Origin of the sequence: Streptomyces sp. A0592, assembly GCF_004795115.1 — a bacterium.
Taxonomy (GTDB): domain Bacteria; phylum Actinomycetota; class Actinomycetes; order Streptomycetales; family Streptomycetaceae; genus Streptomyces; species Streptomyces erythrochromogenes.
Genome location: NZ_SSBM01000015.1, coordinates 68,423 through 88,901, shown reverse-complemented (window position 1 = coordinate 88,901; position 20,479 = coordinate 68,423). Strand labels below are relative to the sequence as shown.

The 20,479-nt window shown below is 71.7% G+C and carries 20 protein-coding genes, 2 pseudogenes and 1 riboswitch; of the genes and pseudogenes, 21 read left to right on the top strand and 1 reads right to left on the bottom strand.

Translation table 11 applies throughout. From position 1 onward, the window contains the following. The first annotated feature begins 62 nt into the window (after nucleotides 1–62). The 12 genes and pseudogenes from rplS to E6U81_RS21855 all read left to right on the top strand — a co-directional run bounded on the left by rplS (nucleotide 63) and on the right by E6U81_RS21855 (nucleotide 9,813). Complete coding sequence (gene rplS, locus E6U81_RS21910) at nucleotides 63–413, top strand: 50S ribosomal protein L19 (protein WP_136231803.1); 351 nt, start codon at nucleotides 63–65, stop codon at nucleotides 411–413. 45 nt (nucleotides 414–458) lie between these two features. Then, on the top strand, nucleotides 459–1,226 hold the full coding sequence (gene lepB / locus E6U81_RS21905) for a signal peptidase I (protein WP_136231802.1): 768 nt from the start codon (nucleotides 459–461) through the stop codon (nucleotides 1,224–1,226). Then, nucleotides 1,219–2,343 (top strand): annotated as a pseudogene (gene lepB, locus E6U81_RS21900) (signal peptidase I); the annotation flags it as partial. The gene lepB (E6U81_RS21905) and the pseudogene lepB (E6U81_RS21900), both read left to right, overlap by 8 nt. After that, complete coding sequence (gene lepB, locus E6U81_RS21895) at nucleotides 2,291–3,187, top strand: signal peptidase I (RefSeq protein ID WP_136231800.1); 897 nt, start codon at nucleotides 2,291–2,293, stop codon at nucleotides 3,185–3,187. The pseudogene lepB (E6U81_RS21900) and the gene lepB (E6U81_RS21895), both read left to right, overlap by 53 nt. Nucleotides 3,188–3,228: 41 nt before the next feature. Beyond that, entirely contained in the window at nucleotides 3,229–4,008 is a 780-nt protein-coding gene (gene lepB / locus E6U81_RS21890; RefSeq protein ID WP_136231799.1) for a signal peptidase I, read from the top strand. Continuing rightward, a complete protein-coding gene (locus E6U81_RS21885; RefSeq protein ID WP_136231798.1) occupies nucleotides 3,998–4,504 on the top strand; it encodes an NUDIX hydrolase in 507 nt (168 codons plus the stop codon). Before lepB (E6U81_RS21890) ends, E6U81_RS21885 begins: the two co-directional genes overlap by 11 nt. A gap of 55 nt (nucleotides 4,505–4,559) precedes the next feature. Further along, on the top strand, nucleotides 4,560–4,868 hold the full coding sequence (locus E6U81_RS21880; RefSeq protein WP_005311352.1) for a DUF2469 domain-containing protein: 309 nt from the start codon (nucleotides 4,560–4,562) through the stop codon (nucleotides 4,866–4,868). A 109-nt stretch (nucleotides 4,869–4,977) separates the two neighbouring features. Then, a complete protein-coding gene (locus E6U81_RS21875; protein ID WP_136231797.1) occupies nucleotides 4,978–5,349 on the top strand; it encodes a YraN family protein in 372 nt (123 codons plus the stop codon). Further along, nucleotides 5,349–6,982: pseudogene (locus E6U81_RS21870) on the top strand (YifB family Mg chelatase-like AAA ATPase). The gene E6U81_RS21875 and the pseudogene E6U81_RS21870 overlap by 1 nt, the downstream one beginning before the upstream one ends. Then, a complete protein-coding gene (dprA, locus tag E6U81_RS21865) occupies nucleotides 6,979–8,157 on the top strand; it encodes a DNA-processing protein DprA (protein WP_136231796.1) in 1,179 nt (392 codons plus the stop codon). The pseudogene E6U81_RS21870 and the gene dprA overlap by 4 nt, the downstream one beginning before the upstream one ends. A gap of 209 nt (nucleotides 8,158–8,366) precedes the next feature. Continuing rightward, the gene (whiG, locus tag E6U81_RS21860; protein ID WP_136231795.1) at nucleotides 8,367–9,203 is read left to right on the top strand and encodes an RNA polymerase sigma factor WhiG; all 837 of its coding nucleotides are present in this window, start codon (nucleotides 8,367–8,369) and stop codon (nucleotides 9,201–9,203) included. A gap of 70 nt (nucleotides 9,204–9,273) precedes the next feature. After that, nucleotides 9,274–9,813 carry a TetR/AcrR family transcriptional regulator gene (locus tag E6U81_RS21855; protein ID WP_168714705.1) on the top strand — a complete coding sequence of 180 codons (540 nt, stop codon included), beginning with the start codon at nucleotides 9,274–9,276 and terminating at the stop codon, nucleotides 9,811–9,813. On the opposite strand, the gene E6U81_RS21850 is transcribed toward E6U81_RS21855, so the two are convergent. Then, entirely contained in the window at nucleotides 9,767–10,324 is a 558-nt protein-coding gene (locus tag E6U81_RS21850) for a M23 family metallopeptidase (protein ID WP_136231794.1), read from the bottom strand. The genes E6U81_RS21855 and E6U81_RS21850 overlap by 47 nt on opposite strands. A 249-nt stretch (nucleotides 10,325–10,573) precedes the next feature. Between E6U81_RS21850 and rpsB the strand changes: the two genes are divergently transcribed. The 9 genes from rpsB to E6U81_RS21805 all read left to right on the top strand — a co-directional run bounded on the left by rpsB (nucleotide 10,574) and on the right by E6U81_RS21805 (nucleotide 20,477). Next, a complete protein-coding gene (gene rpsB, locus E6U81_RS21845) occupies nucleotides 10,574–11,476 on the top strand; it encodes a 30S ribosomal protein S2 (RefSeq protein ID WP_136231793.1) in 903 nt (300 codons plus the stop codon). A 135-nt stretch (nucleotides 11,477–11,611) separates the two neighbouring features. Continuing rightward, nucleotides 11,612–12,448 carry a translation elongation factor Ts gene (tsf, locus tag E6U81_RS21840; protein ID WP_031148742.1) on the top strand — a complete coding sequence of 279 codons (837 nt, stop codon included), beginning with the start codon at nucleotides 11,612–11,614 and terminating at the stop codon, nucleotides 12,446–12,448. 162 nt (nucleotides 12,449–12,610) lie between these two features. Continuing rightward, a complete protein-coding gene (gene pyrH / locus E6U81_RS21835) occupies nucleotides 12,611–13,390 on the top strand; it encodes a UMP kinase (RefSeq protein WP_136231792.1) in 780 nt (259 codons plus the stop codon). Between the two features lie 82 nt (nucleotides 13,391–13,472). Beyond that, nucleotides 13,473–14,030, top strand: a complete 558-nt coding sequence (frr, locus tag E6U81_RS21830) for a ribosome recycling factor (protein ID WP_030028670.1) — start codon at nucleotides 13,473–13,475, stop codon at nucleotides 14,028–14,030. Continuing rightward, nucleotides 14,030–15,106: a phosphatidate cytidylyltransferase gene (locus tag E6U81_RS21825; RefSeq protein WP_136231791.1), complete on the top strand. Its 1,077-nt coding sequence runs from the start codon at nucleotides 14,030–14,032 to the stop codon at nucleotides 15,104–15,106. Before frr ends, E6U81_RS21825 begins: the two co-directional genes overlap by 1 nt. 132 nt (nucleotides 15,107–15,238) lie before the next feature. Next, on the top strand, nucleotides 15,239–16,354 hold the full coding sequence (gene rlmN / locus E6U81_RS21820) for a 23S rRNA (adenine(2503)-C(2))-methyltransferase RlmN (RefSeq protein WP_136231790.1): 1,116 nt from the start codon (nucleotides 15,239–15,241) through the stop codon (nucleotides 16,352–16,354). A gap of 58 nt (nucleotides 16,355–16,412) precedes the next feature. Further along, a riboswitch (TPP riboswitch) is annotated at nucleotides 16,413–16,522 on the top strand. A gap of 84 nt (nucleotides 16,523–16,606) precedes the next feature. Beyond that, on the top strand, nucleotides 16,607–17,707 hold the full coding sequence (locus tag E6U81_RS21815) for a thiamine ABC transporter substrate-binding protein (protein ID WP_136231789.1): 1,101 nt from the start codon (nucleotides 16,607–16,609) through the stop codon (nucleotides 17,705–17,707). 113 nt (nucleotides 17,708–17,820) lie between these two features. Continuing rightward, nucleotides 17,821–19,437 carry an iron ABC transporter permease gene (locus E6U81_RS21810; RefSeq protein ID WP_136231871.1) on the top strand — a complete coding sequence of 539 codons (1,617 nt, stop codon included), beginning with the start codon at nucleotides 17,821–17,823 and terminating at the stop codon, nucleotides 19,435–19,437. Then, a complete protein-coding gene (locus E6U81_RS21805) occupies nucleotides 19,437–20,477 on the top strand; it encodes an ABC transporter ATP-binding protein (RefSeq protein WP_206309993.1) in 1,041 nt (346 codons plus the stop codon). Before E6U81_RS21810 ends, E6U81_RS21805 begins: the two co-directional genes overlap by 1 nt. The last annotated feature ends 2 nt before the right edge of the window (nucleotides 20,478–20,479 follow it).

Sequence of the window (20,479 nt, the reverse complement as noted above, 5' to 3'; positions counted from 1 at the left end):
ATTCTCTACGGAAACCCGCACTGGCGACCTGTGGCGTCATGCGAAGAAAGCAGACGAAGAACATGTCTCACCTGCTCGATGGCGTCAACGCCGCCGCGCTCCGCTCGGACGTCCCGGCCTTCCGCCCGGGTGACACGGTCAACGTGCACGTCCGCGTGATCGAGGGCAACCGCTCCCGTATCCAGCAGTTCAAGGGTGTCGTCATCCGCCGCCAGGGCGCCGGTGTCTCCGAGACCTTCACCGTTCGCAAGGTCTCCTTCAGCGTCGGCGTGGAGCGTACCTTCCCGGTCCACTCCCCGATCTTCGAGAAGATCGAGCTCGTCACCCGCGGTGACGTCCGCCGTGCGAAGCTGTACTACCTCCGTGAGCTCCGCGGCAAGGCCGCGAAGATCAAGGAGAAGCGCGACAAGTAAGGTCGCCTCCGGTGTCCGGCGGCGGCCGGATAGGCTCGCCCCACGATGGACACCGAAGCACCTCACACGCAGCGCGGTCACTCTTCCCCCCGCGAGGGGCAAGGGTGGCCGCGTTCTGCGTTCTCCGGGACGGCCGGCGGGGCACCCTCTGAGGGACCCGAACCGGACCGGCCCTCCGGGCGGCAGCTGACCTGGCGCCGGGCGGGGGCGCTCGGTGTGATCTGCACGGTCTTCCTGCTGCTGCTCAGCAACTTCGTCGTCCAGCCCTTCCTGATCCCGAGCCACTCCATGGAGCCGACGCTCAGGGTCGGGGACCGGGTCCTGGTCAACAAGCTGGCGTACCGTTTCGGCGAGCAGCCGCGCCGGGGAGACCTGGTGGTCTTCGACGGCACGGGCTCCTTCGTACGGGAACGCGCGGGCGGCAGCCCGGTCGGCGACCTGGTGCAGGGCGCCGCCTCGGCGCTCGGGCTCGCGGAGCCCTCCGACACCGACTTCGTGAAGCGGGTGGTGGGCGTGGGTGGTGACGACGTGGTCTGCTGCGACGCGGGCGGGCGGGTGTCGGTCAACGGCGTCCCCGTGGACGAGCCGTACCTGTACCCCGGGGACGCCCCCTCGAAGGTGCCCTTCCGGATCGTCGTGCCGCTGGGGACCCTGTGGGTGATGGGCGATCATCGTTCCCAGTCCCGGGACTCGCGGGACCACCTCGGGGAACCGGGCGGGGGGATGGTGCCGGTGGAGAAGGTGATCGGGCGGGCCGACTGGATCGGCTGGCCGGTTTCGCGCTGGGGCGCCGTCGGCGGCGGCCATGGGTAGCCGAGGGCGGCCGAGGGGCCGACGGGAACGCGAGCCCGAACCGGAGCCGCGCGCGAGGACGCGGGGCCGACCGGACTGGCTCGATGACGAGCCCGAGCCCGAGCCGGAGCCGCGCGCAAGGCCGCGGGGCCGCCGCGAGCCCGAGCGGCCGCCGGAGCCCGAGCCGGTCGTGGAGGTGGGCGGCCGGGCCCAGCGGCGCCGACTGGCCCGCAGGGTGCGGCGGCGCCGCCGCACGCGCCGGGCGGGCGAACTGCCGCTGCTCGTGGTGGTGGCGCTGTGCATAGCCCTGCTCCTCAAGACCTTCCTGGTACAGGCCTTCTTCATTCCGTCGGGCTCGATGGAGCAGACCATCCGGATCGGCGACCGGGTCCTCGTGGACAAGCTGACCCCCTGGTTCGGCTCCAAGATCGAGCGCGGCGACATCGTCGTGTTCAAGGACCCCGGCGGCTGGCTCAAGGGCGAGGCGGCCCGGCCCCCCAAGGACCCGGTCGTGGTCAAGCAGATCAAGCAGACCCTGACCTTCATCGGCCTGCTGCCCTCGGCCGACGAACAGGACCTGATCAAGCGCGTCATCGGCGTCGGCGGCGACACCGTCAAGTGCTGCGACGCCCAGGGCCGGGTCACCGTCAACGGCTCGCCGCTCGACGAGCCGTACGTCAACCCGGGCAACACTCCCTCGGACATCCCCTTCGAGGTGCAGGTGCCCGCCGGACGGCTCTTCGTGATGGGCGACCACCGAGCGAATTCGGCCGATTCCCGCTTCCATCTCGACGAGGCCTTCGAGGGCACCATCGACGAGAACGGGGTCGTGGGAGAGGCCGTGGTGATCGCTTGGCCCTTCGGGCACTGGACCCGTCTGGAGCAGCCCGCGACCTTCCGCATGGTGCCCGATCAGGCACGCCGCGAGGGACGCGGTCGCAGGCGACGCCGTACGGGCACGCCGTTCGCATAGTGTGTCCTCGGTCTCCCGAGCCTTAGGGAACTCCCGCTCGTTAAGGGAGGGGAGGGCCCGTGTCCGGTTCGGCGCGGGCGGCGAACGTGAGTGAGGAGTGGATGTGGGGGACGTGGCGGTAGGCGCACGGTCCGGACGCGACGAGGGCGAGGAGCGGCCGGACGACGCCGTCGCGCACGAGACCGAGGAGGACGGCGCTCTGGAGAAGCCGCACCGCTCCTTCTGGAAGGAGCTCCCGCTCCTCATCGGCATCGCGCTGCTGCTGGCCCTGCTGATCAAGACCTTCCTGGTCCAGGCGTTCTCGATCCCCTCCGACTCGATGCAGGACACCCTGCAGCGCGGGGACCGGGTGCTGGTCGACAAGCTCACGCCGTGGTTCGGCTCCGAGCCGGAGCGCGGCGAGGTCGTGGTCTTCCACGACCCGGCGAACTGGCTCTCGGGCGAGCCCACTCCGGAGCCGAACATCGCCCAGAAGGTCCTCAGCTGGATCGGCCTGATGCCGTCCGCCGAGGAGAAGGACCTGATCAAGCGGACCATCGCCATCGGCGGTGACACGGTCGAGTGCAAGAAGGGGGGACCGGTCGTCGTCAACGGCAAGGCGCTCGACGAGCCGTACATCTACCCCGGCAACACCCCGTGCGACGACGCCCCCTTCGGCCCGCTCAAGGTGCCCGAGGGCAAGATCTGGGTGATGGGCGACCACCGGCAGAACTCCCAGGACTCCCGCTACCACATGCAGGACTCCACCGGGGGCTTCGTGCCGGTGGACAAGGTCGTCGGGCGGGCCGTCGTGATCGCGTGGCCGGTCACCCGCTGGTCCACCCTGCCGATCCCGGACACCTTCGACCAGCCGGGCATCGGCAACCAGGCCGCGGCCACCGCGCTCGGCCTCGGAGCCGCCGGACTGGCGCCCGTCGGGCTCGGCCCGGCCGCGCTGGGGCTCGCCGGAGCCGTCCCGCTCGTGATGTGGCGCCGCCGGAAGCTGACCAGCGGTCGTACCGACGGGTAGGGTGCCGCCCAGGTCGACGATCCCGATGTGGGGGCGCTGGAATGGGCGGAACAGAAGCGATACGCAGGGGCAAGGATGGCCGCGGCGGTCTCGGCAACGTGTTGTCGGGCATCGTCGTGGCCATCGGCTTTGCGCTCTTCCTCGGCGGCTTCGTGTGGGGGGCGCTCGTCTACCAGCCCTACACGGTTCCGACCGACTCGATGATGCCGACCGTGCGCCCGGGCGACCGGCTGCTGGCGCAGCGCATCGACGGCGGCGAGGTGCGCCGCGGGGACGTGGTCATCTTTACTGATTCCATGTGGAGCGATTCGCCCATGGTCAAGCGGGTCGTCGGCGTCGGCGGCGACACCGTCAAGTGCTGCGGCGCCGGCGGCGAGCTGACCGTGAACGGCACCCCGCTGGACGAGCCCTACGCCGACACCAGCCGGCCGGACTCGGGCCTCGCCATGCCGCCCGGGCAGGCCCCGCCCCCCGGCACCCCCTTCGAGGTGACGGTCCCCGAGGGGAACCTCTTCCTGCTGGGCGACCGGCGTGCCGCCTCGCTGGACTCGCGGGCCCACCTCCAGGAGGCCGGGCAGGGCACGGTGCCCCGGTCGGCCGTCAGCGCCCGCGTCGATGCCCTGGCCTGGCCGTCCGTGACGATGCTGGAGCGCCCCAGGACGTACGCGGGCCTGCCCGGCGGGATCTCCGGGCACGGGCCGCTGCAGCTGCAGGTGGCGGCCGTGGTCGCGGGGGCGGCCCTGGTGGTGCTGGGGGCCGCGTACGGCCCCCTCGCACGGGTGCTGGGGCGCGGGCGGCGGGAGCGGACCGGTGTCGCCTGAACCGGCCGGCGACCGCGGCCCCCGACAGGTGTCCCGGGTGATCCTGCTGGACCCGGCGGACCGGATCCTGCTGCTGCACGGTTTCGAACCGGCCGACCCCTCGGACGACTGGTGGTTCACCCCGGGCGGCGGGCTCGAGGGCACGGAGACCCGGGAGCAGGCCGCGCTGCGCGAGCTGGCGGAGGAGACGGGGATCACCGAGGTGGAGCTGGGGCCGGTGCTGTGGCACCGCTTCTGCTCCTTCCCCTTCGACGGCCGGCGCTGGGAGCAGGACGAGTGGTACTTCCTGGCCCGGACCAGCCAGACCACGACCTGGATGGGCGGTCTGACCGAGCTGGAGCGGCGCAGCGTCACCGGAGCCAGGTGGTGGACCTCCGAGGAACTTCTGGCGGCACGTGAGACGGTGTACCCGACCAGACTCGCCGGGCTGCTCCGCACGCTGCTCGACGAGGGTCCTCCGGGTGCGCCGGTGGTCCTGGCCCCGGAAATCGTTTAGGGGCGCACGGCGCTGGCGCACAATAGGGGGACGCACGGCTGAAGGGGAACATGCCATGAGTGCCGAGGACCTCGAAAAGTACGAGACCGAGATGGAGCTGAAGCTCTATCGGGAGTACCGCGACGTCGTCGGGCTGTTCAAGTATGTGATCGAGACCGAACGCCGTTTCTACCTCACCAACGACTACGAGATGCAGGTGCACTCGGTCCAGGGCGAGGTGTTCTTCGAGGTCTCGATGGCCGATGCCTGGGTCTGGGACATGTACCGGCCGGCCCGCTTCGTGAAGCAGGTCCGGGTGCTGACCTTCAAGGACGTGAACATCGAGGAGCTCAACAAGAGCGACCTCGAACTGCCCGGGAGCTGAGCCGCCTCACCCGGGAGGGTGACGGGTCCGTCCACAGCGGCCGGGTTGTCCACCAAGATCCACAAGGTGGGCGGGGACGCGGGACCGTCGGTGCCGGAGGTGGTGCCCGATGGACGCGAAGAGCGCGGCACGGCAGGCGATGGGGCGGTACGGCGAGGAGCTCGCGGCACGACGGCTGACCGAGGCCGGGATGACCGTGATCGCACGGAACTGGCGGTGCCGCGGCGGGGAGATCGACATCGTCGCGCGTGACGGGGACGCCCTCGTCGTGTGCGAGGTCAAGACCCGGCGCACGGGTGGCTTCGAGCATCCGATGGCCGCAGTACGGACCGCCAAGGCGGAGCGGCTGCGCAGGCTCGCCGGGCGGTGGCTCGCCGACCACGGCGGACCGCCGCCGGGCGGGGTCCGCATCGACCTCGTCGGAGTCCTGCTGCCGCGGCGCGGCGCGCCCCTGGTGGAACACGTCAGGGGGGTGGCGTGATGGGGTTCGCGCGGGCCTGCTCCGTGGCCCTGGTCGGAGTCGACGGCGTGGTGGTCGAGGTCCAGGCCGACCTGGAGCCCGGAGTCGCGGCCTTCACCCTGGTGGGGCTGCCGGACAAGACCCTCGTCGAGAGCCGGGACCGGGTGCGTGCGGCCGTGGTCAACTCCGGAGCGGCCTGGCCTCAGAAGAAGCTCACGGTCGGGCTTACACCCCGGCCTCCGTCCCGAAAGCCGGCGCAGGATTCGACCTCGCCGTCGCCGTCGCGGTGCTCGGGGCCGCCGAGGTGGTCGACCCGGGAGCCATCGCGGACCTCGTGCTGATCGGCGAGCTGGGGCTGGACGGGCGGGTGCGCCCGGTCCGGGGCATCCTGCCGGCCGTCCTCGCCGCGGCCGAGGCCGGCCACCGGCAGGTGGTCGTGCCGCAGCAGTGCGCCGCCGAGGCCGCGCTGGTGCCGGATGTCTCGGTGCTCGGCGTGCGCAGCCTGCGCCAGCTGATCGCCGTCCTGACCGACGGGGAGGTGCCCGAGGAGGATCCCGGGGCGCCGCCGGGCCGCCCCGACCCGATGCTGGCCGGGCTGCTCGTCCCCGGGGCCGGCCTGGGCACCGGTCTCGCCCCGGGCCGCCCCGGCGGGGACTGCGCGGACTTCCCCGACCTCTCCGATGTGACGGGGCAGCACACGGCCCGCCGCGCCCTCGAAGTGGCGGCCGCCGGAGGGCACCACCTGTTCCTGAGCGGGCCGCCCGGCGCCGGCAAGACGATGCTGGCCGAGCGGCTGCCCTGGATCCTCCCGCCGCTCACCCGACAGGACTCCGTGGAGGTCACGGCGGTCCACTCGGTCGCGGGAATCCTGCCGCCCGGCGAGCCGCTCGTCTCCCGGCCGCCGTACTGCGCCCCGCACCACTCGGCGACCATGCAGTCCCTGGTGGGCGGCGGGAGCGGGGTGCCCAGGCCCGGAGCGGTCTCCCTCGCCCACCGCGGGGTGCTCTTCCTCGACGAGGCCGCGGAGTTCCACAGCAGGGCGCTGGACGCGCTGCGCCAGCCCCTCGAATCCGGGCACGTGGTCATCGCCCGCGCGGCCGGAGTGGTACGCCTGCCCGCCAGGTTCCTGATGGTGCTCGCCGCGAATCCCTGCCCGTGCGGGCGGCACACCCTGCACGGGGCGGGATGCGAGTGCCCGCCCTCGGTGATCCGGCGCTACCAGGCCCGGCTCTCCGGGCCGTTGCTCGACCGGGTCGACCTGAGGGTGGAGGTCGAGCCCGTGACCCGCAGCGACCTGCTGGGGCAGGGCGGCCGGGGCGAGTCCAGCGAAGTGGTCGCCGACCGGGTGCGGGAGGCCCGGGAGCGTGCCGCGGCCCGGCTCGCCGGCACCCCGTGGCGGCTCAACTCGGAGCTTCCGGGACAGGAGTTGAGGACCCGTTGGCAGGCGGCCCCGGGGGCACTGGCGCAGGCCGAGCGGGAGCTGGAGCGGGGGCTGCTCACCGCGCGCGGGCTGGACCGGGTCCTGCGGGTCGCCTGGACCGTCGCCGACCTGCGGGGGCGGGAGCGGCCCGAGGCGCTCGACGTGGCCGTGGCGCTGGAGCTGCGGACCGGCATCGCCCGCGGGGCCATGCCGCTGACAGGAGCCGGGACATGACCGCCGCCGGGCAGGAGGAACTGCTGGCCCGGGCGGCCCTGACACGGGTGCTGGAGCCGGGGGACGCGCACGGCGGGCGCTGGATCCGGGAGCACGGTGCCACGGGGCTGCTCCGGCTGCTGACCGGCCCGGAGGCGCAGTGGCAGCCTCCGCCCGGTGTGGGGCCGGAGCGGCTCGCCGCGTACCGCAGGCGGGCGGCGCTGGCCGACCCCCGCCGGGACCTGGAGCTCGCCGCAGGGCCGGGAGGCCGGTTCGTGTTCCCGGGCTCGGCGGAGTGGCCGACGCAGCTGGACGACCTCGGGGACGAACGCCCCGTCGGCCTCTGGCTGCGCGGCCGGCCGAACCTGCGCACATGGGCGCTGCGTTCGGTCGCCGTGGTCGGGGCCAGGGCCTGCACCCCGTACGGCGCGCACATGGCGCAGACGCTGGCCGCCGGTCTTGCCGAGCGGGGCTGGGTCGTCGTCTCCGGCGCGGCCTTCGGCATCGACGGCGCGGCCCACCGAGGGGCCCTCGCCTCCGGCGGCGCGACCGCGGCGGTGCTCGCCTGCGGGGTGGACGTCGCCTATCCCCGCGGCCACGCCGGGCTGCTCGGCCGGATCGCCGGCCAGGGTCTGGTCGTGGGGGAGTTGCCGCCCGGCAGCCATCCCACGCCCAGCCGGTTCGTCCTGCGCAACCGGGTCATCGCCGCCCTCACCCGCGGCACCGTCGTCGTGGAGGCCGCCCACCGCAGCGGCTCCCTGGTGACCGCCCGGCGGGCGCAGCGGCTCGGGCGGTTCACGATGGGCGTCCCCGGCCCCGCCACCAGCGGGCTCTCGGCGGGCGTGCACGAACTGCTGAGGGGCGGAGAGGCCCTGCTGGTCACCGACGCCGCGGAGGTGGTCGAACTCGTCGGCTCCATGGGGGAGCTGGCGCCCGAGCGGCGCGGGCCGGTGCTCGCCCGCGACCTGCTGGACCGGGACACGGCCCGCGTGCTCGAAGCCCTCCCGGCCGACCGGCCGGCGACGGCGGCCGAGCTGGCACTTGCCGCGGGCACCGGCACCGATGAAGTCATCGGCAGACTGTACGAACTTCACTCTCTGGGGTTCGTCGAACGGCAGGGCGACGGCTGGCAGTTGAGCGGAGATTCGGCTGGAGACGGCATGCAAACCCGGATCCCCCGGCGAGGCGGTCGTTGACCTGGGGACTTCCGGTGAAAGAGTGAAACCGATGAGAGACGCGGTCCTCCCGGTGGCAGTCGCCGGGACCGTGCGCAAGGCGCCGGTCCCGGGTCGCCCGCGCGAGCCGGGACGCCCCTCGGCCCCCGCGCCATCCCGTACTCTTCGCGCACCGCGACACTTCCGTCACGCTACGCTCCCAAGGAATCCGGCTCCGGCAAAGGCGACGCATGCCCCAGCACACCTCAGGGTCCGACCGCGCAGCGGTGCCCCCCGCTGCCCGCGGCAGCGTGCGGTCCACCGCGCCCTCGTCCCTGGAGGGGCTCTGGCGCTCGTACAAGGACTCGGGTGACGAACGGCTGCGGGAGCAGCTGATCCTGCACTACTCGCCCCTGGTGAAGTACGTGGCCGGCCGCGTCAGCGTGGGCCTGCCGCCCAACGTGGAGCAGGCCGACTTCGTCTCCTCCGGGGTCTTCGGGCTGATCGACGCCATCGAGAAGTTCGACATCGACCGCTCGATCAAGTTCGAGACGTACGCGATCACCCGCATCCGCGGCGCCATGATCGACGAACTGAGGGCGCTGGACTGGATCCCCCGCTCGGTCCGGCAGAAGGCACGGGCCGTGGAGCGGGCCTACGCCACGCTGGAGGCCCAGCTGCGGCGCACCCCGACGGAGAGCGAGGTCGCCGGGGAGATGGGGATCGGTGTGGAGGACCTCCACACCGTCTTCAGCCAGTTGTCGCTGGCGAACGTGGTCGCGCTGGAGGAGCTGCTGCACGTCGGCGGGGAGGGCGGCGACCGCCTCTCGCTGATGGACACCCTGGAGGACCACGCCGCCGACAACCCGGTCGAGGTGGCGGAGGACCGCGAACTGCGGCGCCTGCTGGCGCGGGCCATCAACACGCTGCCCGAACGGGAGAAGACCGTGGTGACCCTCTACTACTACGAGGGGCTCACCCTGGCCGAGATCGGCAACGTGCTGGGTGTCACCGAGAGCCGGGTCAGCCAGATCCACACGAAGTCCGTGCTGCAACTACGCGCAAAGTTGGCAGATGTGGGGCGGTGAGCTTGCGGTACCTCCGTAGAGTGGATGTGTGCCCAGGATTCGAGCGGCCTCCGTGGCCGAGCACCGGTCGATGCAGCGCGGCGCCCTCTTGGACGCCGCGCGTTCCCTGCTGTCCGAAGGCGGTACGGAGGCGCTGACCTTCCCCGCCCTGGCGGAGCGGACCGGACTCGCCCGGTCCTCCGTGTACGAGTACTTCCGCTCCCGCGCGGCCGTGGTCGAAGAGCTGTGCGCCGTGGACTTCCCCGTGTGGGCCGCCGAGATCGAGGCGGCGATGGAACGGGCCGAGGCGCCGGAGGCGAAGGTCGAGGCCTACGTCCGCAGCCAGCTGGCCCTCGTGGGGGACCGGCGGCACCGGGCGGTCGTGGCGATCTCGGCCAGCGAGCTGGACGCCGGAGCGCGGGAGAAGATCCGCGCCGCGCACGGCGGGCTGATCGCGATGATCGTCGAGGCGCTGGCCGCCCTCGGGCAGGAGCAGCCGAGGCTGGCCGCGATGCTGCTCCAGGGGGTCGTGGACGCGGCCGTGCGCCGCATCGAGCTCGGCGCCGCGGAGGATCCCGAGGTCATCACGGAGACGGCCCTGGCCATCGCCCTGCGGGGTGTCCGGGGCTGAGCCCCGCGCCGTCCGGGGCCGCCTGCCCGCCCTCCGCGCCGCCCGGGCGCGGCTGCGGCAGCAGGCGCGGGGTGGGCCGGGTCAGGAGCGTCAGCGGGTTGAGGTACGCCTCCCCGGACAGCAGGCCCCAGTGCAGGCACGGCTCCGGGCAGTGGGACCCCTCCGTGAGCACCGCCACCACCTGCCCCGCCGAGACCTCCTCACCCTCCCCGACCAGCGGCCGGACCGGTTCGTACGTCGTGCGCAGGCCGTTCGGCAGCGCGAGCGAGAGGACCCCGCGGCCCGCGACCGGCCCGGCATGGTGGACCCGGCCGGCGGCGACCGCCCGCAGCTCGGCACCCACCGGCGCGGCCAGATCCACCCCGCGGTGGCCGGCCGCGTACGGGGTCGGCGGCGGATCCCACCAGCGCGCCACCGACAGGGGCGCGGGCAGCGGGCGGACCACGGGCAGGGCGTCCGGCAGGGCCGTCCGGGCCAGCACCAGGAGCAGACTGAGCAGCAGTGTCGTCATGCCGCCCAATGTCCCGCGGTCCCCGGGGCGGCGGGACGGGCTGTGGATGGTCCGGGCGCTGTGGACAACGGCGTCACCCGGCATACCGCCGGGTCCCGTACACTTCTTGTGGCGATCCGGGTCACCGGGTCGACTTCGCACGCCCCGGCACCAGCCCGAAACGGCCAGGTGACAGCGTCTCTCGGTCCCTCATGGGGGCAGGGCGCGGCGGGGCGTCAGGAACCAAACCGAGAAACCAAGGAGATGGCCATGGCCGTCGTCACGATGCGGGAGCTGCTGGAAAGCGGCGTCCACTTCGGTCACCAGACCCGTCGTTGGAACCCGAAGATGAAGCGCTTCATCTTCACGGAGCGCAACGGCATCTACATCATCGACCTGCTGCAGTCGCTGTCGTACATCGACCGCGCCTACGAGTTCGTGAAGGAGACCGTCGCGCACGGTGGCTCCATCATGTTCGTCGGTACCAAGAAGCAGGCCCAGGAGGCCATCGCCGAGCAGGCGACGCGCGTTGGTATGCCGTACGTCAACCAGCGCTGGCTGGGTGGCATGCTCACCAACTTCTCCACCGTCTACAAGCGCCTCCAGCGTCTGAAGGAGCTTGAGGCGATCGACTTCGAGGACGTCGCCGCCTCGGGTCTCACCAAGAAGGAGCTCCTGGTCCTCTCCCGCGAGAAGGCCAAGCTGGAGAAGACCCTCGGTGGTATCCGCGAGATGTCGAAGGTTCCCAGCGCCGTCTGGATCGTCGACACCAAGAAGGAGCACATCGCCGTCGGTGAGGCGCGCAAGCTGCACATCCCCGTCGTCGCGATCCTCGACACCAACTGCGACCCCGACGAGGTCGACTACAAGATCCCGGGCAACGACGACGCGATCCGTTCCGTCACCCTGCTCACCCGCGTGATCGCCGACGCCGTCGCCGAGGGCCTCATCGCCCGCTCCGGCGCTGCGACCGGCGACTCGAAGCCGGGCGAGAAGGCCGCCGCCGAGCCGCTCGCCGAGTGGGAGCGCGACCTGCTCGAGGGTGACAAGAAGGCTGACGAGGCTCCGGCCGCCGACGCCGCCGCCGAGGCTGCTCCGGCCGCCGACGCCGCCGCCGAGGCCCCGGCCGCCGAGGCCGTCGAGGCCCCGGCCGCCGACGCCGAGCAGGCCTGACCCACTGAGAGCGCCCGGCGTTCACGCGCCGGGCACTCACAGCACGGACGATGACGGCGGGGGAGCCGCGCCACGAGCGCGGCGCCTCCGCCGTTCACCCGTAGATCTACGACTTCGAGAGAGAATCACAGACTCATGGCGAACTACACCGCCGCTGACGTCAAGAAGCTCCGCGAGCTCACCGGCGCCGGCATGCTGGACTGCAAGAACGCGCTCGTGGACGCCGACGGTGACGTCGACAAGGCCCAGGAAGCCCTCCGCATCAAGGGTCAGAAGGGCGTCGCCAAGCGCGAGGGCCGTTCTGCCGAGAACGGTGCCGTCGTCTCCCTCATCGCCGACGACAACACCTCCGGTGTCATCGTCGAGCTGAAGTGCGAGACCGACTTCGTCGCCAAGGGCGAGAAGTTCCTGGCCGTCGCCAACCAGCTGGCCGCGCACGTCGCCGCCACCTCCCCGGCCGACATCGAGGCGCTGCTCGCGTCCGAGATCGAGCCCGGCAAGACCGTCACCGCTTTCGTCGACGAGGCCAACGCCAACCTCGGCGAGAAGATCGTCCTGGACCGCTTCGCGCAGTTCACCGGCGGCTACGTGACGGCGTACATGCACCGCACGATGCCCGACCTGCCGTTCCAGATCGGCGTCCTGGTCGAGCTCGACAAGGAGAACGCCGAGGTCGCCCGCGGCGTCGCGCAGCACATCGCCGCGTTCGCCCCGCAGTGGCTGTCCGCCGAGGACGTCCCGGCCGACAAGGTCGAGTCCGAGCGTCGCATCGCCGAAGAGGTCACCCGCGCGGAGGGCAAGCCCGAGGCTGCCATCGCGAAGATCGTCGAGGGTCGCGTCAACGGCTTCTTCAAGGACGCCACGCTGCTCGGCCAGGCCTACGCCCTGGACAACAAGAAGTCCGTCCAGAAGGTCCTGGACGAGGCCGGTGTCACCCTGAAGCGCTTCACCCGCATCAAGGTCGGCATCTGAGTCCGTCCGTACGCGACGGACACCGGACCCCGGTAGGGTCTGAAGCAGTCGTCCGCGCTTGCGCGAGGCGACCGCAGATCTGACGAGGAGGCCATTGCCGTAGAGGGAACCGCAAGGACCCACCGGCAATGGCCTTCTTCGTATGTGCACGAGGAGATCTCCATGAATCAGGGCGTGGACCCCCACACCGCATCCGACGACAAGAGCGACCAGTACAAGAAGGGCCGCCGCTTCATGCTGAAGCTGTCGGGCGAGGCCTTCTCCGGTGGCGGAGGACTGGGCGTCGACCCCGACGTCGTCCACGCCATCGCGCGTGAGATCGCCGCGGTGGTCCGCGACGGCGCGGAGATCGCCGTCGTGATCGGCGGCGGCAATTTTTTCCGAGGCGCCGAGCTCCAGCAGCGCGGCATGGACCGGGCGCGGTCCGACTACATGGGCATGCTCGGCACGGTCATGAACTGCCTCGCGCTCCAGGACTTCCTGGAGAAGGAGGGCATCGACTCCCGCGTGCAGACGGCCATCACCATGGGCCAGGTCGCGGAGCCGTACATCCCGCTGCGCGCCGTGCGCCACCTGGAGAAGGGCCGCGTCGTCATCTTCGGCGCCGGCATGGGCATGCCCTACTTCTCCACCGACACCACGGCCGCCCAGCGTGCCCTGGAGATCGACGCCGAAGCCCTCCTCATGGGCAAGAACGGTGTCGACGGGGTCTACGACTCCGACCCGAAGAAGAACCCGGACGCGGTGAAGTTCGACGCGCTGGAGTACGGCGAGGTGCTCTCGCGCGACCTCAAGGTCGCCGATGCCACCGCGATCACCCTCTGCCGTGACAACAAGCTGCCGATCCTCGTCTTCGAGCTGCTCGCCGAGGGCAATATCGCCCGCGCCGTCAAGGGTGAGAAGATCGGCACGCTCGTCAGCGACCAGGAAACCCGGGCCTGAGCAGTTCGCTGCCGGTCCGGGGTGCCCCGACCGGCCCGCCCGCCCGCCCGAACCATCCATTCAAGACATGCAGGAGCACGTGGTGATCGAAGAAATCCTCCTCGAGGCCGAGGAGAAGATGGAGAAGGCCGTCGTCGTCGCGAAGGAGGACTTCGCCGCGATCCGCACCGGCCGTGCGCACCCGGCGATGTTCAACAAGATCGTCGCCGACTACTACGGCGCCATCACGCCCATCAACCAGCTCGCCTCCTTCGCGGTTCCCGAGCCGCGCATGGCCATCGTGACGCCGTTCGACGCGTCCGCGCTGCGCAACATCGAGCAGGCCATCCGCGACTCCGACCTCGGGGTGAACCCGAGCAACGACGGCCGCATCATCCGGGTGACCTTCCCCGAGCTCACCGGGGAGCGCCGCAAGGAGTACATCAAGGTCGCCAAGAACAAGGCCGAGGACTCCAAGGTCTCCATCCGCTCCGTCCGCCGCAAGGCCAAGGACGCCCTTGACAAGCTCGTCAAGGACAAGGAGGCGGGCGAGGACGAGGTCCGTCGCGCGGAGAAGGAGCTCGACGACACCACCGCGAAGTACGTCGCGCAGGTGGACGAGCTCCTCAAGCACAAGGAAGCCGAGCTCCTCGAAGTCTGATGAACGACTCTTCCTGGCAGCCGGAGCCGGTTCCGGCGGGTCCCGCATACGATGCGCAGGTGGGCCCGCACACTCGGCCCATGCCCATCGTGCCCGATGCCGCCGGCCGTGACTTCGACGACCGGGAAGCACGCGACAGGGGGGCCGCCTCGGACGGCGGCTTCCCCTTCCGCGCCGATACGCCGCCGCAGGAGCCCATGCCCAGCCCCCCGCCTCCGCATGCAGAGCACCCGCAGGACTCCTCCCCCCCGCCGCAGAAGAAGCGGGCGGGGCGGGACCTGCGTGCCGCGATAGGGGTCGGAGTCGGTCTCGGTGCGGTGATCTTCGCATCGCTCCTGATCGTCAAGGCGGTCTTCGTCGGTGTCGTCGTCGTCGCCGTCGTGGTCGGCCTGTGGGAGCTCACTTCCCGCCTGCAGGAGCAGAAGGGCATCAAGGCCCCTCTGGTCCCGCTCGCGGTCGGTGGCGCGGCCATGGTCATCGCCGGATACGTCCGCGGGGCCGAGGGCGCCTGGGTGGCCATGGCACTCACCGTGCTGGCCGTCCTGGTGTGGCGGATGACCGAACCGCCCGAGGACTACCTCAAGGACGTCACGGCGGGCGCCTTCGCGGCGTTCTACGTGCCCTTCCTGGCCACGTTCGTCGCGATGCTGCTCACCGCCGACGACGGGCCGCAGCGCGTGATCACCTTCCTGCTCCTGACCGTCGTCAGCGACACCGGGGCCTACGCCGTGGGCTGGCGCTTCGGGAAGACCAAGCTGGCGCCGCGCATCAGCCCCGGCAAGACCCGCGAGGGACTGTTCGGAGCGGTGGCCTTCGCCATGGTCGCCGGCGCGCTCTGCATGGAGTTCCTGATCGACGGCGGCGCCTGGTGGCAGGGCCTGCTGCTCGGCCTCGCGGTCGCGGTCAGCGCCACCCTGGGCGACCTGGGCGAGTCGATGATCAAGAGGGACCTGGGCATCAAGGACATGGGCACCCTGCTGCCGGGGCACGGCGGCATCATGGACCGGCTGGACTCGCTCCTGCCCACCGCTCCGGTGGTGTGGCTGCTGCTGGCCGCTTTCGTCGGCACCGGCTGACGGGTCCCGGTCGGGTTATCCTGGAGGGCGCGCCGCGTGTACGCGGCGCGCCCTTTCCGTCCAGCGGCCGAGCCGCGGACCGGCCCTGCACGCGCGGGGTGACCCCCACCTCGTCGTACTGAGGAGTACCGCATGGCCCCCCGCCCCGTTCCGGGTGAGCTCACCTTCGTCGCCCCTCGCGGGGCCAAGAAGCCGCCCCGGCACCTCGCAGACATGACCCCGGCCGAGCGCCGTGAGGCGGTTGCCGCGATCGGCGAGAAGCCGTTCCGGGCCAAGCAGCTCTCCCAGCACTACTTCGCGCGGTACGCGCACGACCCGGCCGAGTGGACCGACATCCCGGCGGGTTCCCGGACCAAGCTCCAGCAGGAGCTCCTCCCGGACCTGATGTCCGTCATCCGGCACATCAGCTGCGACGACGACACCACCCGCAAGACCCTGTGGAAGCTGCACGACGGCACGCTGGTGGAGTCCGTGCTGATGCGCTACCCCGACCGGGTCACCATGTGCATCTCCTCGCAGGCCGGCTGCGGCATGAACTGCCCGTTCTGCGCCACCGGCCAGGCCGGCCTGGACCGCAACCTCTCCACCGCCGAGATCGTGCACCAGATCGTCGACGGCATGCGCGCGCTGCGCGACGGAGAGGTCCCCGGCGGCCCCGCCCGGCTGTCGAACATCGTCTTCATGGGCATGGGCGAGCCCCTGGCCAACTACAACCGCGTCGTCGGCGCCATCCGCCGGCTCACCGACCCGGAGCCCGACGGCCTGGGCCTGTCCCAGCGCGGCATCACCGTCTCCACGGTCGGCCTGGTCCCGGCCATGCTGCGGTTCGCCGACGAGGGCTTCAAGTGCCGCCTCGCCGTCTCGCTGCACGCCCCGGACGACGAGCTGCGCGACACCCTGGTCCCCGTGAACACCCGCTGGAACGTGCGCGAGGTCCTCGACGCCGCGTGGGAGTACGCCGAGAAGTCCGGCCGCCGGATCTCGATCGAGTACGCCCTGATCCGCGACATCAACGACCAGGCCTGGCGGGGGGACCTGCTGGGCCGGCTGCTCAAGGGCAAGCGCGTACACGTCAACCTGATCCCGCTGAACCCGACGCCCGGCTCCAAGTGGACCGCCTCGCGGCCCGAGGACGAGAAGGCCTTCGTGGAGGCCATCGCCCGTCACGGCGTTCCTGTGACCGTGCGTGACACCCGGGGCCAGGAGATCGACGGCGCGTGCGGCCAGCTGGCCGCCTCGGAGCGCTAGCGTCCGGTTCTGGCCGGTCACATTCGGCCACGGGGTACCCTGTGGCCGAACCAATTGCATATTCCGACAGGGGAGCGCCACAGCGCTGAGAGTGCGGTATCCGTCATCCGCAGACCCTCTGAACCTCGCCCCGGTCATTCGGGGTAGGAAGTTCGGTCACCACTCAAGCTGTTGCGCCCTGCCCGGCGTCCGCTCGCACAGAGCGCCGGGCAGGGCCGCGTCTTCTCCTGGTCATCCCAGGAGGAATCACCAGTGAGCACCACCAAGAAGATCGCGGGCGCCGCGCTCGCGGCCGCGCTGGGCGTCACTACGCTCAGCGCCTGCGGCGGCGGCGACGCCAAGGACAAGACCGCGGGGACGAGCGACGCCCCGAAGTCCAAGACCGTCACGCTCGTCTCCCACGACTCCTTCAACGTGACCGACGCGGTCCTCAAGGAGTTCGAGCAGCAGAGCGGCTACACCGTCAAGGTGCTGAAGTCCGGTGACGCCGGCGCCGCCCTGAACCAGGAGATCCTCACCAAGGGCAACCCGCGCGGCGACGTCTTCTTCGGCGTCGACAACACCCTGCTCTCGCGCGCCCTCGACAACGGCATCTTCACCCCGTACGAGGCCAAGGGCCTGGCCGACGTGAAGCCCGAGTACGTGCTCGACAAGGAGCACCGGGTCACCCCGATCGACTCCGGCGACATCTGCGTCAACTACGACAAGGCCTACTTCGCCGACAAGAAGATCGCCCCGCCGCAGACGCTGGACGACCTGACCAAGCCGGAGTACAAGAACCTGCTGGTGGTCGAGAACGCCGCGACCTCCTCCCCCGGCCTCGGCTTCATGCTCGCCTCCGTCGGCAAGTACGGCGAGGAGGGCTGGAAGGACTACTGGAGCAAGCTGAAGGCCAACGGCGTCGAGGTCGTCGACGGCTGGGAGCAGGCCTACAACGAGCGCTTCTCCGGCTCCGCGGGCGGCAAGAAGGCCAAGGGCGACCGTCCGCTGGTCGTCTCCTACGCCTCCAGCCCGCCGGTCGAGGTGCTGTACGGCGAGCCGCAGCCGGCCGAGGCCCCGACGGGCGTCGCCACCGGCACCTGCTTCCGCCAGATCGAGTTCGCGGGTCTGCTGAAGGGCGCGAAGAACGAGGAGGGCGGCAAGGCCCTCGTCGACTTCCTGATCAGCAAGAAGTTCCAGGAGGACATGCCCCTCCAGATGTTCGTGAACCCCGTGACCAAGGACGCCGCGCTGCCGGAGCTGTTCACCAAGCACGGTGTGGTGGTCGAGAAGCCGGAGAACGTCACTCCGGAGACCATCGCCAAGAACCGTGAGCAGTGGGTCAAGGCATGGACCGCGCTCGTCGTGAAGTAAGCGGTACGAAGGAGCCGGGTGCGGCGTCGCACGACGCCGCCCCGGTCCCCGGACCGGAGCGGGTACCCGGACAGGGCGAGAGCGGGCGGGCCACCGCCGTCCGCCTCGCCCTGATGGCCGTCCCCCTCGTCTTCTTCGCGCTGTTCTTCGCCTACCCCGTCGCCGCGATCGTCGGCCGCGGCCTCAAGACCGACACCGGATGGCAGTTCGGCCGGATCGGCGAGGTGCTCTCCCGGCCCGACATCGCCGACGTGCTGTGGTTCACCACCTGGCAGGCGCTCGCCTCCACCGTGCTCACGCTGCTGATCGCACTGCCCGGCGCGTACGTCTTCGCGCGCTTCGAATTCCCCGGCAAGCAGCTGCTGCGGGCCGTGGTGACCGTTCCCTTCGTGCTCCCGACCGTGGTCGTGGGCACCGCCTTCCTCGCGCTGCTCGGGCGCGGCGGACTGCTGGACGAAACGGCGGGCGTCCGGCTCGACACCACCGTGTGGGCGATCCTGCTGGCGCACGTCTTCTTCAACTACGCCGTCATCGTCCGTACGGTCGGCGGGCTGTGGGCCCAGCTCGACCCGCGCCAGGAGGAGGCCGCCCGGGTGCTGGGCGCCGGCCGGTTCGCCGCCTGGCGCAAGGTGACGCTGCCCGCGCTGGCCCCGGCCGTGGCCGCGGCCTCCCTGATGGTGTTCCTCTTCACCTTCAGCTCCTTCGGCGTCGTCCTGATCCTGGGCGGACCCGCCTACTCCACCCTGGAGGTGGAGGTCTACCGGCAGACCGCGCAGCTGCTGGACCTGTCGACGGCCGCCGTCCTGACGATGGTGCAGTTCGCCGCGATCGGCGCGATCCTCGCCCTGCACGCCTGGACCGTGCGCCGGCGCGAGACCGCGCTGCGCCTCGTCGACCCGGGCCGCACCACGCACCGGCCGCGCGGCTGGGCGCAGCGCAGCCTGCTGGGCGGCGTCCTGCTGACCATCGGGCTGCTGATCGTGGCGCCGCTGGCCGTGCTGGTCGAGCGGTCCTTCGACACCCCCGGCGGCTACGGCCTCGGCTTCTACCGGGCCCTGCAGGACGCCGGCTCCGGTGGCGGGACCTTCCTGGTACCGCCGCTGGAGGCGATCTGGTATTCCCTGGAGTACGCGCTCGCCGCCACCGCGATCGCCCTGCTCGTCGGGGGACTCGCGGCCGCCGCACTGACCCGGCGCGGGGGCCGCTTCGTACGCGGCTTCGACGCGATGCTGATGCTCCCGCTCGGGGTGTCCGCCGTGACCGTCGGCTTCGGCTTCCTGATCACCCTGGACGAGCCGCCGCTGGACCTGCGGACCACGTGGATCCTGGTGCCGCTGGCGCAGGCCCTGGTGGGCGTGCCCTTCGTCGTACGGACCATGCTGCCGGTCCTGCGCGCGGTGGACGGGCGGCTGCGGGAGGCGGCCGCCGTGCTCGGCGCGTCACCGCTGCGCGCCTGGCGGGAGGTGGACCTGCCGCTGGTGCGGCGGGCGCTGCTGATCGCGGCCGGGTTCGCCTTCGCCGTGTCCCTGGGGGAGTTCGGCGCGACGGTCTTCATCGCGCGGCCCGACCGGCCGACGCTGCCCGTCGCGGTGGCGCGGCTGCTGGGGCGGGCCGGTGAGCTGAACTACGGGCAGGCGATGGCCCTGAGCACGATCCTGATGCTGGTGTGCGCGGTGTCCCTGCTGGTGCTGGAGCGACTGCGACCCGACAAGACCTCCGGAGAGTTCTGATGACACTGCTTCAGCTGGAAGGGGTGTCGGTCCGCTTCGGCGAGCGCGCGGTCGTCGACTCCGTGGACCTGGCGGTGGCCGAGCACGAGACCGTGTGCGTACTGGGCCCGAGCGGCAGCGGGAAGTCCACGCTGCTGCGGGTCGTCGCCGGGCTCCAGCAGGTGTCCGGGGGCCGGGTCCTGCTGGACGGGGCCGACCAGGCCCCCGTACCCGTGCACCGGCGGGGCGTGGGCCTGATGTTCCAGGACCACCAGCTCTTCCCGCACCGCGATGTCGGCGCGAACGTTTCCTTCGGCCTGCGGATGCGCGGCGGCGGGCGCGGCCCCGGGCGCGGAGCGTACGCCGGCCGGGTCGCGGAGCTGCTCGAACTCGTCGGGCTCCCCGGGGCCCAGGGCCGCGCCGTGGCCTCCCTGTCCGGCGGCGAGCAGCAGCGGGTGGCGCTGGCCCGGGCGCTGGCGCCGTCGCCGAGGCTGCTGATGCTCGACGAGCCGCTCGGACAGCTGGACCGGGGGCTGCGGGAGCGGCTCGTGGTCGAGCTCCGGGGGCTGTTCTCGCGGCTGGGTACGACGGTCCTGGCCGTCACGCACGACCAGGGGGAGGCCTTCGCCCTGGCCGACCGGGTCGTGGTGATGCGGGACGGCCGGATCGCACAGGCCGGGACGCCGCTGGAGGTGTGGCAGCGGCCCGCCTCGGAGTTCGTGGCGCGCTTCCTCGGCTTCGAGAACGTGGTCCCGGCGACGGTGACGGGCGCGGTCGCCGCGACCGCGTGGGGCGAGGTCCCGGTCCCGGCCGGCTCCCCGGAAGGGGACCAGCGGCTGCTGGTCCGCCCGGCGGGAGTCGTCCTCCGCGAGGCCGGCCTGCCCTGCGAGGTGCTGTCCCGGACCTTCCGCGGCACGCACGTCGCCCTGCTGCTGCGGCCCGGGAGCGGCCCGGTACTGGAGGCGGAGTGCGGCCTGGCGGGGGCTCCGGCCGTCGGCGACCGGGTCGCCGTGGCCTTCACCCCCGCCGAGGTCGTGGTCCTTCCGCCGGGGAAGGGCTGAAC

What these genes read in the sequence shown, in the direction of transcription:
- rplS (WP_136231803.1), top strand. Translation starts at nt 63, where the DNA reads ATGTCTCACCTGCTCGATGGCGTCAACGCCGCCGCGCTCCGCTCGGAC.
- lepB (WP_136231802.1), top strand. Translation starts at nt 459, where the DNA reads ATGGACACCGAAGCACCTCACACGCAGCGCGGTCACTCTTCCCCCCGC.
- lepB (WP_136231799.1), top strand. Translation starts at nt 3,229, where the DNA reads ATGGGCGGAACAGAAGCGATACGCAGGGGCAAGGATGGCCGCGGCGGT.
- E6U81_RS21880 (WP_005311352.1), top strand. Translation starts at nt 4,560, where the DNA reads ATGAGTGCCGAGGACCTCGAAAAGTACGAGACCGAGATGGAGCTGAAG.
- E6U81_RS21875 (WP_136231797.1), top strand. Translation starts at nt 4,978, where the DNA reads ATGGACGCGAAGAGCGCGGCACGGCAGGCGATGGGGCGGTACGGCGAG.
- dprA (WP_136231796.1), top strand. Translation starts at nt 6,979, where the DNA reads ATGACCGCCGCCGGGCAGGAGGAACTGCTGGCCCGGGCGGCCCTGACA.
- whiG (WP_136231795.1), top strand. Translation starts at nt 8,367, where the DNA reads ATGCCCCAGCACACCTCAGGGTCCGACCGCGCAGCGGTGCCCCCCGCT.
- E6U81_RS21855 (WP_168714705.1), top strand. Translation starts at nt 9,274, where the DNA reads ATGCAGCGCGGCGCCCTCTTGGACGCCGCGCGTTCCCTGCTGTCCGAA.
- E6U81_RS21850 (WP_136231794.1), bottom strand. Translation starts at nt 10,324, where the DNA reads ATGACGACACTGCTGCTCAGTCTGCTCCTGGTGCTGGCCCGGACGGCC.
- rpsB (WP_136231793.1), top strand. Translation starts at nt 10,574, where the DNA reads ATGGCCGTCGTCACGATGCGGGAGCTGCTGGAAAGCGGCGTCCACTTC.
- tsf (WP_031148742.1), top strand. Translation starts at nt 11,612, where the DNA reads ATGGCGAACTACACCGCCGCTGACGTCAAGAAGCTCCGCGAGCTCACC.
- pyrH (WP_136231792.1), top strand. Translation starts at nt 12,611, where the DNA reads ATGAATCAGGGCGTGGACCCCCACACCGCATCCGACGACAAGAGCGAC.
- E6U81_RS21825 (WP_136231791.1), top strand. Translation starts at nt 14,030, where the DNA reads ATGAACGACTCTTCCTGGCAGCCGGAGCCGGTTCCGGCGGGTCCCGCA.
- rlmN (WP_136231790.1), top strand. Translation starts at nt 15,239, where the DNA reads ATGGCCCCCCGCCCCGTTCCGGGTGAGCTCACCTTCGTCGCCCCTCGC.
- E6U81_RS21810 (WP_136231871.1), top strand. Translation starts at nt 17,821, where the DNA reads ATGGCCGTCCCCCTCGTCTTCTTCGCGCTGTTCTTCGCCTACCCCGTC.
- E6U81_RS21805 (WP_206309993.1), top strand. Translation starts at nt 19,437, where the DNA reads ATGACACTGCTTCAGCTGGAAGGGGTGTCGGTCCGCTTCGGCGAGCGC.